At 63.8% G+C, this 15961-nt stretch carries 11 protein-coding genes; 6 read left to right on the top strand and 5 right to left on the bottom strand.

Features of this window, described 5'->3' with window-relative positions; genetic code table 11:
- Positions 1-79: 79 nt before the first annotated feature.
- Together QEG70_RS04845 and QEG70_RS04850 are read left to right on the top strand one after the other, a co-directional pair.
- The gene (locus QEG70_RS04845; RefSeq protein WP_308719636.1) at positions 80-2302 is read left to right on the top strand and encodes an EAL domain-containing protein; all 2223 of its coding nucleotides are present in this window, start codon (positions 80-82) and stop codon (positions 2300-2302) included.
- Between the two features lie 50 nt (positions 2303-2352).
- The gene (locus tag QEG70_RS04850; RefSeq protein WP_308719637.1) at positions 2353-4089 is read left to right on the top strand and encodes a putative bifunctional diguanylate cyclase/phosphodiesterase; all 1737 of its coding nucleotides are present in this window, start codon (positions 2353-2355) and stop codon (positions 4087-4089) included.
- 194 nt (positions 4090-4283) lie between these two features.
- Here the strand turns inward: QEG70_RS04850 and lpdA are convergent, their stop codons facing one another.
- The 4 genes from lpdA to zapE form a co-directional block, all read right to left on the bottom strand.
- Positions 4284-6014 carry a dihydrolipoyl dehydrogenase gene (gene lpdA / locus QEG70_RS04855; protein WP_308719638.1) on the bottom strand — a complete coding sequence of 577 codons (1731 nt, stop codon included), beginning with the start codon at positions 6012-6014 and terminating at the stop codon, positions 4284-4286.
- A 69-nt stretch (positions 6015-6083) separates the two neighbouring features.
- Positions 6084-7343 (bottom strand): 2-oxoglutarate dehydrogenase complex dihydrolipoyllysine-residue succinyltransferase, encoded by a 1260-nt coding sequence (gene odhB / locus QEG70_RS04860; protein WP_308719639.1) that lies wholly within the window; start codon positions 7341-7343, stop codon positions 6084-6086.
- A gap of 119 nt (positions 7344-7462) precedes the next feature.
- Positions 7463-10336: a 2-oxoglutarate dehydrogenase E1 component gene (locus QEG70_RS04865; protein ID WP_308719640.1), complete on the bottom strand. Its 2874-nt coding sequence runs from the start codon at positions 10334-10336 to the stop codon at positions 7463-7465.
- Between the two features lie 347 nt (positions 10337-10683).
- Complete coding sequence (gene zapE / locus QEG70_RS04870) at positions 10684-11871, bottom strand: cell division protein ZapE (protein ID WP_308719641.1); 1188 nt, start codon at positions 11869-11871, stop codon at positions 10684-10686.
- 120 nt (positions 11872-11991) lie between these two features.
- On the opposite strand from zapE, the gene QEG70_RS04875 reads away from it, so the two are divergent.
- The 4 genes from QEG70_RS04875 (at position 11992) to QEG70_RS04890 (ending at position 14110) form a co-directional block, all read left to right on the top strand.
- Positions 11992-12330: a carboxymuconolactone decarboxylase family protein gene (locus QEG70_RS04875; protein ID WP_308719642.1), complete on the top strand. Its 339-nt coding sequence runs from the start codon at positions 11992-11994 to the stop codon at positions 12328-12330.
- 108 nt (positions 12331-12438) lie between these two features.
- A complete protein-coding gene (locus QEG70_RS04880; RefSeq protein ID WP_308719643.1) occupies positions 12439-13083 on the top strand; it encodes a 2OG-Fe(II) oxygenase in 645 nt (214 codons plus the stop codon).
- A gap of 88 nt (positions 13084-13171) precedes the next feature.
- Positions 13172-13528, top strand: a complete 357-nt coding sequence (locus QEG70_RS04885; RefSeq protein WP_308719644.1) for a hypothetical protein — start codon at positions 13172-13174, stop codon at positions 13526-13528.
- A gap of 51 nt (positions 13529-13579) precedes the next feature.
- Entirely contained in the window at positions 13580-14110 is a 531-nt protein-coding gene (locus tag QEG70_RS04890) for a Spy/CpxP family protein refolding chaperone (RefSeq protein WP_308719645.1), read from the top strand.
- A gap of 148 nt (positions 14111-14258) precedes the next feature.
- On the opposite strand, the gene zwf is transcribed toward QEG70_RS04890, so the two are convergent.
- Complete coding sequence (zwf, locus tag QEG70_RS04895) at positions 14259-15803, bottom strand: glucose-6-phosphate dehydrogenase (RefSeq protein ID WP_308719646.1); 1545 nt, start codon at positions 15801-15803, stop codon at positions 14259-14261.
- Positions 15804-15961 lie beyond the last annotated feature (158 nt).

Below are 15961 nucleotides of genomic sequence, written 5' to 3' on the forward strand. Positions count from 1 at the left end.
GCATTTCCGGTCGCCTTATATACCCCTGCTGCAGCCGCCTGCCGGTGGCTGCCCCTTGTCCCTTTTGCGAGGTAACTCAATGTCAAAGCCTAACCTGAGCGCTGAAGTCCTGATTTCGGCACTGGAGCAGGCCATAGACGCAACCGTGATTATTGATGACAAGAACGAAGTCATCTTCTTCAATCAGGCGGCATCGAACCTGTGGGGCCTCGACAAGAAAGATGTGCTGGGCAAGAACGTGAACGTGCTGGTGCCCACGCTGCATCAGGCCGGGCACGACGCCTTTGTCGAGCGCAGCCGGGGCAGCTCGCATAACCGCATTGTCGGCACCTCGCGCGAGGTGGAGTTCACCCGCTCGGATGGGGAATATATCTGCGGCGAGCTGTCGCTGTCCAAGGTCGTGACCGATGACAAGCGCATCTTTTTCATGGGCGTGATGAAGAATGTCACCAACGAAAGCCAGCAGCGCAAGATCCTGATCCTGCAGAACGACGTGCTGCAGGCACTCGCCAGCGACATGATGATCCAGGACGTGGCCGACCTTCTGTGCCGCCGGGTGGAAAGCTTCGTGCCCGGCACGGTGGCCGTGCTCATGCTGATTACGCCAGACGGGCAGTTGCGCGTTCTGTCCAGCCCCACACTGCCCAAGCGCTACCGCGCCTCGCTCGAGAGCCTGTATGTCTCGTCATCCGAACTCGAGAAGCTGCGCGTCGATCCCAAGCACGCCACCCGCATGGTGTGGGACAGCTACCGCTCGCTCGGCATCTCGCTTGGCCTGCAGCAGTGCTTCTGCACGCCCGTCAGCACGCGTTCAGGGCAGGTGAAGGGCATTTTCGCCCTCTATTCGCGTGAAGACCAGGGCCGCAACACGTGGCCGCAGCGCATTGTTGATTCGTGCATTCCCTTCTGCGCGCTGGCCTTTGAACAGAATGCAACGCAGGAGCATATCTCCCACCTTGCCAATTTTGACAGCCTGACCGGGCTGCTCAACCGCTCCTCGGTGCACAAGGTGATCGAGGGCATGATCAGCAAGCAGGATGGCAACCGGCAGTTTGCCATCTTCATGCTCGATATCGACCGTTTCCGCGATATCAACGATGCGCTCGGCCATGTCTATGCCGACCAGTTCCTTATCGAGATCGCAGCCCGCATCCGTTCCATCGCCAAGGAGGATTACGTGCTCAGCCGCTCCGGCGGCGACGAATTCGTGGTGGTGGTGCCCGACTGCCCGCACAAGGAAGCCACAGACTTTGCCGAGCATCTGCTCGCTTCCATGACCATGCCCATGCAGATTGGCCAGAACACGCTGACCATTTCATGCTCCATTGGCATCAGCACCTACCCCGATAACGGGCCGGACAGCGAATCCCTGCTCAGCACCGCCGATGTGGCGCTGCGCCAGGCCAAGGAAGACGGGCGCGGCGTCTTCCGCTTCGCCAATCTCGAGAAAAACCAGGTGGCGCAAGACCGGCTGGTGCTCGGCTCGGCGCTGCGTGATTCGCTGGCCAAGGGCATGCTCAACCTGCACTACCAGCCGCAGGTGCGCACCCACACGCTCGAACTCAGCGGCGTCGAGGCGCTGTCGCGCTGGCATCATCCGCATCTTGGCAACATCTTCCCCTCGCGCTTCATCGCCGTGGCGGAAGAGACCGGCCAGATCGAGGCCATTGGCCGCTGGTCGCTGCTCGAGGCCTGCCGCCAGATCGTGAAGTGGGACCGCGACGGCATCCATGTGCCCACCGTGGCCGTGAACCTGTCTGCCGTGCATTTCCGCAACCGCGCGCTGCCCGAGCACATCGCGGCGCTGCTCAAGGACCATAACCTCAAGCCTTCGCGCCTGACGGTGGAAATTACCGAGAGCGTGATGATGGATAACAGCCGCGACACCGAGGAAGTGCTCCAGTCGATCCGCAATATCGGCTGTGGCCTGTCGATGGATGATTTCGGCACCGGGTATTCATCGCTCTCGCGGCTCACGCGCCTGCCGCTGACCGAGATCAAGATCGACCGCAGCTTCATCAACGATTTCGAGCATGACACCAATGCCCAGGCCGTGACCATGGCGGTGATCGGCATCGGCTCGCGGCTGGGCATGACGGTGGTGACCGAAGGCGTGGAAACCGAGCAGCAGCGCGACCTGCTGGAAAAACTCAACTGCGACGTGATGCAGGGCTACCTGTTCGCCAAGCCGCTCGCACCCGATGATTTCGAGAAGTGGATGCGCCACCACCAGACGATCCGGCAAATGCTGCCTGCCGCGCCGGCTGCCAAAAATGTTTCGTCAAAAAAGAAAACATCCTAAATTACCAATAGGTCAATTAAGGTTTTTCGATCCGTATCCGAGGTAACAGAATGTCCGCACCGCATGATAACAGGCTCCGCGCCCTTACACATGAAGATGCCGACTTCTGGGCGGACGTGGTGGATAATGTCCTTATTGTTGCGGTCACCGACCGCAAGGGCATCATTACCTACGTCAATGATAAATTCTGCGAGATCAGCCAGTATTCCCGTGAGGAACTGCTGGGCCATACCCATCGCATCCTGAACTCGGGCGAGCACGGGAAGGCCTTCTTCCGCGAGATGTACCAGACCCTGTTCTCGGGCCGCACCTGGTATGGCAATTTGTGCAACCGCGCCAAGGATGGCAGCCACTACTGGGTGGCCACCACCATCATGCCGCACCGCAATGCCAAGGGCGAGATTACCGGTTTCGTGGCCAGCCGGTTTGAAATCACGGAACTGATGAACACCAAGGTCCGGCTCAAGAAACAGGCCGCGACCGACGTGCTGACCGGGCTGCTCAACCGTGGCGGCTTCAATGCCAGCCTTGTCACCGCACTCGAGAACGCCAAGCGACCGCACCCCGAGCCGCAGGCGCTGGTCATGTTCGACCTTGACGGGTTCAAGCCGGTTAATGACATCCATGGCCACCATGCGGGCGATGAGGTGCTCAAGGTAATCGGGCAGCGCCTGATCGAGCTGATCGGCCCCGATGATGCGATCAGTCGGCTGGGTGGCGATGAGTTCGCCATCATCCTGCGCCGCAGCCTCAAGCTCATGCCGCTCGAGACCATCCTGACCAAGGTGCAGAACCTGCTTGAAGAGCCGATCATGCTGGACAGTGCCACGGTGCGCATATCGGGCAGCATCGGGGCCACGCCGATCACGGCGGCCGACACGCTTGAGGGCCTGCAGAAAAACGCGGATGTGGCGGTCTACGCCGCCAAGCAGTCGGGCGGCAAACAGGCGCGCATGTTCACGCCGAGCCTGCACAAGACCACGATGGAGCGGGCCAAGATCCTGACCGAGGCCCGCAAGGGCGTGGAGCTCAGGCAGTTCGAGGTTTACTACCAGCCCATACTCAACGCGCGCACGGGCCGCATCGAGCAGGCGGAAGCGCTGATGCGCTGGCACCACCCCGATCGGGGCCTGCTCTCCGCTGGCGCATTTACCGATGTCTTTGCCGACTCGGCTCTGGCCCAGATCATGGAGACGCATCTTGTGCAGTCCTTCCATGACGATATCCAGAAATGGAAGGAAGCGGGCCTGCCGAGCCTGCGGCTGGCGGTCAACCTGTCGCATCTGGACCTGCTAAACCTTGAGCAGCAGATCGACCTGTTCAGCGAGATCCGTGAACTCAACCTTGAACCCTCTACTTTCATGCTGGAAGTAACCGAGCAGATGCTGCAGGGGCGGCGGGCGGAAAAAAGCCGCCTGCGCCTGCGTGCGCTTGCGGAAGACGGGTTTGGCCTGGCCATGGACAATTTTGGTTACGGCACAGTGCGCCTGTCCACCCTGCGCGAACTGCCGCTCCAGTCGCTCAAGCTTGACCGCTGCCTCGTGCGCGACATCGCCACCAACGCGGAAGCCCGCAACCTGCTCGCCGCCCTCATCAAGCTCGGCCACGGCTATAACCTAGCAGTCACGGTTGAAGGCGTGGAAACGCAGGAGGAATTCGACACCGTGCGCGCGCTGGGCGTGGATTACGTGCAGGGCTTCTTCATCTCACGCGCGGTTTCCGCCACGGAACTGATCCGCATCACCCAGCGCGATGCGTGGAACCCGGCGAAAACGACAACGGCCTGAGAAATATCCCCTGCCCTGCCGTTTTTTAAGAGCCAGAAATCATAAGGACGTTTTTGGTGAAGCTTTTTTCAAAAAGCTTCGGAGTACGCCGCCTTCTTGAAAAAAGGCGGCACCCAAAAACTTCTTTTTGGCATTCATAAAAAAACCCACCCGGTAATCCTGTTACCGGGTGGTTTTTTTGTTGCGGCGGCCGGTCAGATATGGATGGCGCGCTTGTCCACATCGAGGGCTGCTTCCTTCACCGCCTCGCTCAGCGTGGGGTGGGCGTGGCAGGTGCGGGCAATATCTTCGGACGAGGCGCCGAACTCGATCGCCATGGTGCATTCGGCAATCAGTTCGCCCGCCATCGGGCCGATGATATGCACGCCAAGCACCTGGTCAGTGGTGGCCTCGGCCAGAACCTTCACGAACCCGCCGTCATGCCGATGGCGCGCGCGGCCATTGGCGGTGAAGGGGAATTTGCCAACCTTGTAGGCAACGCCCTCTTCCTTCAGGGTCTCCTCGGTCTTGCCCACGGTCGCCACTTCCGGCCACGTATAGACCACGGCGGGGATCGCGCCGTAATTCACATGGCCTGCCTGCCCTGCCAGCAACTCGGCTATGGCAACGCCTTCTTCCTCGGCCTTGTGGGCCAGCATGGGGCCTGCAATCACGTCGCCAATGGCGTAGATGCCGGGCACGCTGGTGGCGTAATGCGCATCGGTCACGATGCGGCCGCGCTTGTCCAGTTCAATGCCCGCTTCCTCCAGCCCGAAGCCCTTGCTCGCCGCCGTGCGGCCAATGGCCAGCAGCACCACGTCGGCTTCCAGCGTCTCGGCCGCGCCACCCTTGGCGGGTTCCACGGTAAGGGTCACGCCCTTGGGGCCTTTCTCGGCCTTGGTCACCTTGTGACCCAGCTTCATCTTCAGGCCCTGCTTGGTCAGGATGCGCTGGAAGGTCTTGGCCACCTCGTTATCGGTGCCGGGCACCAGACGGTCGAGATATTCGATCACGGTCACATCCGCGCCAAGGCGGTGCCACACGCTGCCCAGTTCAAGGCCGATCACGCCGCCGCCAATCACCACCATCTTCCTGGGCACGGCGGAAAGCTCAAGTGCGCCGGTGGAGGTGACGATCTGCTTTTCATCCACATCCACGCCCGGCAGGCCCGCGCTGTCGCTGCCGCTGGCAATGACAATGTGCTTGGCCGTAACCGGCTTGCCATCCACCGTGATGCGGCCCGTGCCCTCGATCTTGCCGGTGCCCTTGAGCCAGGTGACCTTGTTCTTCTTGAACAGGAACTCCACGCCCTTCACGTTGGCATCGACCACGGACTGCTTGCGCGCCATCATCTTCGCCAGATCCAGCTTCACGCTGTCGATGATGATGCCCATCTCGCCATATTCATCCTTGGCGGCATGGAAGTTCTCGGACTGCTGCAACAGCGCCTTGGACGGGATACAGCCCACATTGAGGCAGGTGCCGCCAAGGGTGGCGCGCTTTTCCACGCAGGCCACCTTGAAGCCAAGCTGGGCTGCGCGAATGGCGCACACATACCCGCCGGGGCCTGCGCCGATCACGATCACGTCGTAATCTGTCTCGGATGGTGCCTCGGCCGCAGGCTTGGGTGCAGGCGCCGCCGCGGCGGGGGCAGCAGCCTGCGCGGGCTTGGCGGGAGCAGGGGCCGGAGCCGCCTTGGCACCGCCTGCGCCCGGCGCAAGGGTGGTCAGCACGGTGCCGACCTCGACCTCATCGCCTTCCTTTACGGCATGCGCGCCGAGCACGCCCGCCTGCGGGGCGGGTACTTCCACGCTGACCTTGTCGGTTTCGAGTTCGGCGATCGGGTCATCGGCATTGACCGCATCACCGGGCTGCTTGAGCCATTTGGCGACCGTAGCCGTGGTCACGCTCTCGCCCAGCGTGGGCACCTTGATATCGATTGTCATGTCTTGTCAGTCCTGCTTGCTATGCGGTTGCGCGTAGGGGCCGCGACACAGGCGCGGCCCCGGCAGGCATCAGACCTGCAGCAGCAGACGGCGCGGATCTTCCACGTTCTGCTTGACGCGCACAAGGAAGCTGACCGCCTCCTTGCCATCCACAATCCGGTGGTCGTAGGTCAGCGCGATATACATCATCGGGCGGATCACCACCTGCCCGTTCACCGCCATCGGGCGCTCCTGGATGGCATGCATGCCAAGGATGGCCGACTGCGGCGCGTTGATGATGGGCGTGGACATGAGCGAGCCATAGATGCCGCCATTGGTAATCGAGAACGTGCCACCTGACAGTTCATCAATCTTGAGCGTGCCTTCGCGTGCCTTCTTGCCAAAGCCTGCAATCGCGCTTTCGATCTGGGCAAAGCCCATCTTGTCGGCATCACGGATCACGGGCACGACCAGCCCGTTGGGGCCGCCCACGGCAATGCCGAGGTTGACGAATTCGCGGTAGATCACGTCATCGCCGTCGATCTCGGCATTGATGGCCGGGAATTCCTGCAACGCCGCAATGACCGCGCGGCTGAAGATGGACATGAAGCCCAGCTTCACGCCGTTATGCTTCTTGATGAACAGGTCCTTGTATTCGGCGCGCATCTGCATCACTGCCGACATGTCCACCTCGTTGAAGGTGGTCAGCAGGGCGGCGGTGTTCTGCGCATCCTTGAGGCGGCGGGCGATGGTGCGGCGCAGGCGCGTCATCTTCACGCGCTCTTCACGCGGGTCATCCTGGCGCGGCGGACGCGGGGCAGCAGCGGGGGCTGCCGCGCGCGGCTGGGCGAGGAAGCTCTGCACGTCACCCTTGGTGATGCGCCCGTCCTTGCCCGTGCCGGTGCCGACCTGGGCGGGCGTTACGCCCTGCTCGGCCATGACCTTGCGCGCGGCGGGGAAGGCCACGCTGGCCGCGCCCTGCGCTGCCACATCAGACGGCGGGGTAGCGGGACGCGCCACCGGGCCGGGGGTTGCGGGCTGGGCCTGCACGCCAGCGGGGGCGGCTTCCTTCTTCGGCGCGGGAGCGGCGGCAGCCTTGGGGGCTGCGCCACTGCCGGCCTCGATGGTGGAAAGCACGGTGCCCACTTCCACTTCGGCCACTTCGGGCACCAGCAGCGGGCCAAGCACGCCAGCCTGCGGGGCAGGCACTTCCACGCTGACCTTGTCGGTTTCGAGTTCCACCAACGGGTCATCTTCGTTCACGGCATCCCCCGGCTGCTTGAGCCACTTGGCGATGGTTGCCGTGGTTACGCTTTCACCCAGTGTCGGTACCTTGATCTCGGCGGACATTTCCTGTTTCCCAATCCCTTGGCCGCCCCGGTCCCAACCGGGTTGCGGGGCGGCCCCATTCGTTACCTGGGGGTACGACCGGCAGGCCGCCCCCCTGTTATCGTTTCAGTCGATCCGTATCAGGCGCTGACGCCCAGCGCCTTGTTCACCAGCGCCGCCTGCTCGGCCACATGCACCTTGGCCAGGCCCGTGGCCGGGCTTGCCGCCGCAACCCGCCCCACAAAGGTCGGGCGCGTGCTCTTGTGGCCAATATCGGTCAGCACGCCCTCGATCAGGCGATCGACAAAGGTCCAGCCGCCCATGTTCTCGGGTTCTTCCTGGCACCAGATCACCTTGGCCTGCCTGTAGCGGGCCAGTTCCTCGCCCAGCATCTTGGCCGGGAAGGGATAGAACTGCTCAAGGCGCAGGATGGCAACGTTGTCCAGCTTGCGCTCGCGGCGCTCGGCCAGCAGGTCGTAATAGACCTTGCCCGAGCAGATCACCACGCGGTCCACCTTGTCAGGCGCTGCAATCGGGTCGATCTCGCCAATCACCGGCAAGAAGCGCGTGCCCGGCCCGAAATCCTTGAGGTCCGACACCGCCAGCTTGTGGCGCAGCAGGGACTTGGGCGTCATGATGATCAGCGGCTTGCGGTAGTCGAGGAAGAGCTGGCGGCGCAGCGCATGGAAGTAGTTGGCCGGCGTGGTGATGTTGCACACCCGCATGTTGTTCTCGGCGCAGAGCTGCAGGTAGCGCTCGAGGCGGGCGGAGGAATGCTCCGGCCCCTGCCCTTCATAGCCATGGGGCAGCAGCATCACGAGGCCCGACATGCGCAGCCACTTGGTCTCGCCCGAGGCGATGAACTGGTCGATGATGACCTGCGCGCCATTGGCGAAGTCACCGAACTGCGCCTCCCACAGCACCAGCGCGTTGGGGTCGGCCAGCGAGTAGCCGTATTCAAAGCCCAGCACGCCGAATTCGGACAGCAGCGAGTTGTAGATCTCGATGGCTGCCTGGTCCTTGGCAATGTTGTTGAGCGGCACGTAGGTGTTCTGGTTCACCTGGTCGATCAGCACCGCATGGCGCTGGCTGAAGGTGCCGCGCTGGCAGTCCTCGCCCGAGAGGCGGACATGGTGTTTGTCGAGCAGCAGCGTGCCGAAGCCCAGCGCCTCGCCCGTGGCCCAGTCGATGCCTGTGCCGGTCTCGAACATCTTCGCCTTGGCCTTGAGCTGGCGGATGATCTTGGGGTTGGCGTTGAAATCATCGGGCACATGGGCCAGCGACGCGCCCACTTCCTTCAGCCGGTCGATGGCGACACCGGTTTCAGGCGCAGGCAGGGTGGTGTCGACCGGCGGCGGCTTGAGGCCCTTCCACGCGCCTTCCAGCCAGTCGGCCTTGTTGGGCTTGTAGCCCTGGGCGGCCTGATAGGCTTCTTCCAGCTTGTTGTGGAAGCCATCCCACTCGGCGGTCACTTCGGCTTCGGTCAGCACGCCTTCGCGCACCAGGCGGTCGGAATACAGCGTGCGGATGGTCGGGCGCGCCGCGATGGCCTTGTACATGGTGGGCTGCGTGAATGACGGCTCATCAGACTCGTTATGGCCGTGACGGCGGTAGCCCACGATGTCGAGCACCACGTCGGATGCGAATTTCTGCCGGAACTCGGCGGCAAGGCGCGAACAGTAGATCACCGCCTCCGGCTCGTCGCCATTGACGTGCAGGATCGGCGCCTGCACCGCCTTGGCCACGTCCGTGCAGTACAGGCCCGAAAACGAATGGACCGAAACGGTGGTGAACCCGATCTGGTTGTTGACCACAACATGGATCGTGCCGCCGGTGCGGTAGCCGATCAACTGCGACATGGCCAGCGTTTCATACACGATGCCCTGGCCCGCAAACGCCGCGTCACCATGCAGCAGCACGCCCATGTGGCGGCCGCGCTGGTGGGGGTCGTCATCATCCTGTGTTGCACGCACCTTGCCGATCACGACCGGATCAACCGCCTCGAGATGCGAGGGGTTGGGCTGGAGCGAGATGTGCACGGGCGTGCCGCCAATCTCGACATCGGTGGAGGTGCCGAGATGGTATTTCACATCGCCCGAGCCCTGCACGTCGTCAGGCTTGAAGGATACGCCCGCGAACTCGCTGAAGATGGCGGTGTAGGGCTTGCGCACGATGTTGACGAGCGTGTTCAGGCGCCCGCGATGCGGCATGCCGATGGCCACCGAGCGCACGCCGCCCGAGGCCGCCTGGTCGATGATGGCGTGCAGTGCGGGGATGGTCACGTCCTCGCCCTCAAGGCCGAAGCGCTTGGTGCCGACATAGCGCTTCTGGCAGAAGGACTCGAAGCCCTCCGCCTCGGTCAACTGCTGCAGGATAACCTTTTTCTGCTCGGGTGTCGCGCCCTTGCGCCAGTTATCGCCCTCGAGCCGCGCCTGCACCCACATGCGCTGCTCGGGGTCCTGGATGTGCATGAACTCGGCGCCGATCGGCCCGCAATAGACCGCGCGCAGGGCATCGAGCACCTGGTTGATGGTGGCGGTGTCCGAGCCGATCAGGCTGGCGACGATATGGCCAAGATAGATCGGGCGGTCGAGATCCTTGGGGCCGAAGCCGTAGGTGGCGGGGTCAAGGTCCGCATGGGGCTTGGGCACCTGCAAGCCGAGCGGGTCGAGCCGCGCCTCGAGGTGGCCGCGCACGCGGAAAGCGCGGATGAGCTGCGTTGCGCGCAGGCTGTCATCGGCTGCCGCCTTCAGGCTTTCCGCCGTAACGCCCGCCGCCTTGCCATTTGGCAGGGGGGCCGGCTCATCGCCGGTGATGATATGCGGGCGCGGCGCCCAGGAGGCCCCTTCCGCATCATGAACAATTTCGGAGCCTTCCTCATGCAGCTCCTGGAACAGGGAGGCAAAGGAAGGATCAACGCTGTTGGGATCGGCCACCCAGCGCGCATACAACTCGGCCAGATAGGCCGTATTGGCGCCGCTGAATGCGGTCGAAAGAATATCTACGCCCGCCATATTGAAGACATCTCCTCGCTGGCGGCCTTTGTGGCCGCGCTATTTCCGGATCCGGCCTGAAACGGCAGCCGGTCCGATTTGTATCGCTACCCTAGCCGCACCCTTGCCGGGATGCCGCCATCATTCATCAGGATCAGGTCTGCTTGCCGCGCATACTGACATTTTCGTGCCTGACCCCACGGTGGCGGGGCGTGGCGCTGCAAAACATCGCTTTTCGCGGCACGGCTCCCGGCTGATGCGAACTTGCCCATACCCAAGCAAAGACCGCACGGCTTGCCTACCGCTCCGGCAGTCACACCACCGCCATAACCGTCACGATGGCGTGACCCTTCCGCCGTTTTCGCCCATCATGCGTTGAGGTGCGGCAACTGCATGTAGGCCGCACTCTGCATTTCCTCGAGCCGCGAGGCCGTGCGCTCGAACGCGGTCGCCCCCTGCCCCTTGGCATAGATGGCGTCGGGCCGGTCCTCGGCTGAGGCAAACAGCTTGACGTTCTGTTCGTACAGCGTGTCGATCAGCACGATGAAGCGCCGCGCCTCGTCAAAATTGTCCGGCCCCATGCGCGGCACGCCATCAAGCACGAGGTTGGGGAAGCACGTGGCCAGTGCCAGGTAGTCACCCGCGCCAAGCGGCGTGCCGCACAGTTCGGCAAAGCTGAACCGCGCCACGGGGCCTGCCGCGCGCGTAACCCTGAGCGGGCGGCCCATGATGTCGAGGGTAACGGGCACCACTGGCGCGCCATCGGCCAGGCGGTCAAAAATCGAGTCGAGTTCCTTCGTCGCCGCCGCATCGACGGGGATGATCCATGTCTGCATGCCCGGTGCGTTGCCCCTGCGGTAATCACGCGGGGAATCGAGGATGACGGTATCGACCTCCTTGAGGATCGCGGCGATGAACGGCTTGAACGCATCGGCGCCGGGGCGGTCTTGAAACAGGTCCTCGGGCTTCGTGTTGGATGTGGCGACCACCACCACGCCATCGGCGAACAGGCGGCCAAGGATCATGGCGTCCGCTATGTCATTGACCTGGAATTCATCAAAGCACAGCAGCCACGCTTCCTGCGCGATCTGGCGGGCAAGCGGCGGGATGGGATCGGACAGGTCGGGATCGGCTTCCTTCATGTCATGCAGGCGCTGGTGCACATCTTGCATGAAGCGGTGGAAATGCACCCGGCGCTTGTGCTCGACCGGGGCAAGGCTGAAGAACAGGTCCATCAGCATGGTCTTTCCACGCCCCACCTGCCCCACCATGTACACCCCGCGCGGCCGGGCCTGCTCATGGGGCGGGTGGCCCGCAAGGCCGAGCCGCGCCTTGAGTCCGCCCAGCCAGCCACCTGCGGGCGGGGCGGACTGGACCACCGGGTGGTAGTCGCGCAGTTCGCGCCAGAGCTGGTCGAGCCTGCGGGCGGCTTTTTCCTGCTCGGGGTCACGGTCAAGACGGCCTGAAGCCACACGGGCCTCATAGGCGGCGAAGGGGCCTGTGCCTGCGGGCGACGCCGCAGCGGACAGGCGGGCGGGGGCTAGATCCGTATTCATGATAATTTGGCGATAGTCCGTTAAAAAAGGCCCAGCAAGGCCCCGATCTCGCCAAACTGTGTCATGACAGGGGTTCTCTCCATCTGGTGAACTCAAACCCCATCAAATGGAGGTTTTGTGATGACTGACTGGAACGCCTACCGGGCCCATCTGGGCGAGTCCATCGGCGCGTTTGCCACCCTCTCGCCCGGCACGCTCAAGGGACTCCAGACCCTCGACCGCGCCGCCGCCGAAACCGGCCACCTCGATGCCAAGACCCGTGAACTCATCGCGCTGGCCGTGGCCGTGACCACCCGGTGCGACGGGTGCATTTCCGTCCATTCCACCGCGGCGGTAAAGGCCGGAGCCACAAAGGCGGAAATTGCCGAGGCGCTGGGCGTTGCCGTGGCGCTGAACGCGGGGGCCGCCGTGGTCTATTCCAGCCGCGTGCTCGATGCGGTGGATACGCTCAAGCCCTGATCAGCGCGATCACTTGCGGGTGAAGGCAACTGGCCCTAATCTGACGCGTATTGGCCTGCAGGCCCCGGTTGCCGGGGCCACTTTTACCCGCGTGCTTGCAGAGATGGCATGATCCGACCCGTCACCCCCGACTATGCCGCCCTTGAGGCGACGCCGGTTGCAAAAGCACCCTTCGCCCATGTGGTGGTGCCGCATTTCATTACGCCGCCCGATCTGAAGGCGCTGGCCACGAGCCTGCCCGCCATCCGCTCGGGCGGGTCGTTCCCGCCTGCGGCACTCAGCCTCTCGCCACTCATGGCGGGGCTGGTGGCGGAGCTTGAGGGGCCGCGCCTGCGCGCGCTCATCGCCGCCAAATTCAACCTCGACCTTGATGCCGCCCCCACCATGCTCACCCTGCGCGGGCGCACGCGGGCCAAGGACGGGCGCATCCACCGTGATTCCGACAGCAAGCGCGTAACCGTGCTGCTCTACCTCAACCCTGCCGATGAGGCCGCCTGGGCCCGGCATGAAGGCTGCCTGCGCCTTTTGCGCAACGGGCACGACCTTGAGGATTTCGCCGCCGAGATTCCGCCGGTCAATGGCACGCTGCTCGTCTTTCCCAACGGGCCGGACACATGGCACGGGCACCGGCAGTATGTCGGCCCGCGCCATACCATCCAGCTCAATTACATGACCAACGACACCCGCGCACGCAACGAACTGCGCCGCCACCGGTTATCCGCCCTGACCAAGCGGCTGCCCTGGGTGGCCTGAACACGGCCCGGGCCATTGTTTCGCCACGCAGGGCGCCTATCCTGCTCCTGTTTTTCGCCTTCACGTCATGTCGAGGTACTCAAAGCCCATGAAGCTGCGTAAACTCACTGCTTCCCTCCTGTCCGCCAGCTTCGCCCTTGGCCTGCTGGCCACCGCCATGCCTGCGGCCCATGCCCAGCCCTGGCACGGCGGCCCGCGCGGCCCCGGCCCCGGCTGGCATGGCGGCCCGCCCCGTGGCGGCTGGCATGGTGGTGGTGGCTACCGCCGTGGTGGCGGTGGCGCGGGGCTTGCCGTAGGCAGCGGCATTGCCGGCCTTGCAGTTGGCGCCATGCTGGGCAGCGCAATGGCCGAACGGGGCGCCGCCCCGCCGCCGCCCGCCTATTATCCGGCCCCCCCGCCGCCGCCCCCGCCACCAGCCTACTACCCGTATGGCGGCGGTTACTGACAGCCTGACATCCCACGCACCCGATCTCTCCCGCGAAGGAAAATACACAAAATGATGTTCCGCCGGTTCCTCCCCGCTGCCGCCCTCATGATGCTGCCCGCCATGGCGATGGCCGCCGACCCGCAGGCTGCAACCCCCGCCACGCAGGGCACGCCCACCACGACCGCATCGCTCGCCCACACGCCCCACGACCCCGCGCCCGATGAAGTCGAGACCCACATCAAGGCCCTGCATGACGAGCTGGGCATCACCAAAAAGCAGGAAGCGCTCTGGACGCCGTTCGCGCAGGACATGATGGACAATGCCCAGCGCCTGCATGACGCCATCGAGGCGCGCCGCGACAAGCTGCCCAAGATGAACGCGGTGGAAAACATGCAGTCCTATGCCGACCTCGTGGCCGAGCGCGCGCATGACATGCAGACGCTGAACACCGCGTTTGCACCGCTTTACGACAGCTTCTCCAAAAAGCAGCGCAAGCATGCCGATACCCTGTTCGTGCAGGGCGACAGCGAGCACGCCGAGAAGCAGCAGGAACGGGCCGCCGCAGCACAGGGCGCAACAGCCGCCCCCGCCGCGCAGTAAGATCGCCTGCACGCCCGCAAAAAGCCCGCGCCATGATGGTGCGGGCTTTTTTGTTCAGTGAAAAAGTTCCTGGTGAAGCTGTTTTCAAAAAGCTTCGAAAGAACGCCGCCTTTTTGAAAAAAGGCGGCACCCGGAAACTTCTGTTTTTTCAGGCTTTGTCCAGCGGGTACCACGCCCGCCCATCACGTGCCAGCAGCGCATCAGCGCCCTTGGGGCCGGTGGTGCCTGCCTCATACAGTTCGGGGCCGGTACTGTCCTGCGCCCAGGCCTGCAGGACCGGATCAACCGCCTTCCACGCCGCCTCGATATTGTCGGCGCGCTGGAACAGGGTCTCATCCCCCATCAGGCAGTCATAGAGCAGGGTCTCGTAACCCACATTGGGTGACTTGGTGAACACGTCCTCATAACGGAAGCGGGCCTGCACGTCGGTCAGGTCCATTTCCGGCCCCGGCTTCTTGGCGCCAAGCTCCACCGTCAGCCCCTGCGCGGGCTGGATATTGAGGATGATGCGGTTGGGCGGCAGGTTCTCGGTCTCGGTATTGCGGAACATCAGCATCGGCGGCTTGCGGAACTGCACCACAACCTCCGTGCGTCGCCCCCCCAGCCCCTTGCCGGTGCGCAGGTAGAACGGCACGCCCGCCCAGCGCCAGTTCTCGACATGCAGCTTGAGCGCCACATAGGTCTCGGTATTGCTATGGGGGGCCACGCCGGGGCTTTCGCGGTAGCCCACCATCGGTTTGCCCTCCACGGTGCCGGCTGCGTACTGGCCGCGCACGGCATCCTTCGGGTCGATGGGGGTTACGGCCTCGAACAGCTGCTCCTTGGCGTTGCGCACGCTCTCGGCATCAAAGGTGTTGGGCGGCTCCATCGCCACCATGGCGAAAAGCTGGAACAGGTGGTTGGGCACCATGTCGCGCAGCGCGCCGGTGGGCTCATAAAACGCGCCACGCTGTTCCACGCCAATGGTCTCGGCGGCGGTGATCTCGATATGATCGACATATTCGTTGCGCCATAGCGGTTCGAAAATCAGGTTGCCGAATCGCATGGCGAGAATGTTCTGCACCGTCTCCTTGCCAAGGAAATGGTCGATGCGGAACACCTGCGACTCGTCAAGCACCGACAGCACGCGGCGGTTGAGGGCCTGGGCGGAGGCAAGGTCCGAGCCAAACGGCTTTTCAATCACCACCCGGCGGAAGGCGCCGTCCTTCTGCGCCACGACTCCGGCAGCACCCAGCGTTTCCACCACGGTGGCGAAAAAGCGCGAGGGGATGGCCAGATAGAAGATGGCATTGGCGGGCAGTTTTTCACCAAGCGCGCGGATGGCCGCCACATCGCTGAAATCCGCCTTCACGTAGTCCATACGCTGAGCCAGCCAGTCCCACTGCGCGGCATTGATGCTGGCGGGGTGGAACTCGGCATTGGGGTCGTGGGTAAAGGACTGCATCATTGCATTCAGCCCGTCGCGCCATGCCGCCGTTGTGCTGTCCACCCGGTCCACCCCGATCACCCGGAAATCCGGGTGCAGCAGGCCGCTGCCCACCAGGTTGTACAGCGCGGGCACCAGCAGCCGCTTGGTCAGGTCGCCATGCGCGCCGAATATGACCAGCGTGCATGGCGGCGCGCGGCGCGCGCCTGCGGGAGTGACCGGGCGCGCCGCTGCGGGCGTTGCGGGAATATCAGTTGATGGGGCCATGATCTCTTTAACCGTCCTTGCCTGCGCGGCCGCAGTAGAGGCCACAGATGGCCCCACGCACGGGCGCGATGGGTCAAGCGTGCATCGGGCACGCGGTGCGCCACAAGACCTATCACCGCATGCAGGCCACCACCTTGACCTGCCCCCGATTCGATTCC

It is taken from the genome of Komagataeibacter xylinus, from assembly GCF_031081985.1.
Classification (GTDB): domain Bacteria; phylum Pseudomonadota; class Alphaproteobacteria; order Acetobacterales; family Acetobacteraceae; genus Komagataeibacter; species Komagataeibacter xylinus_E.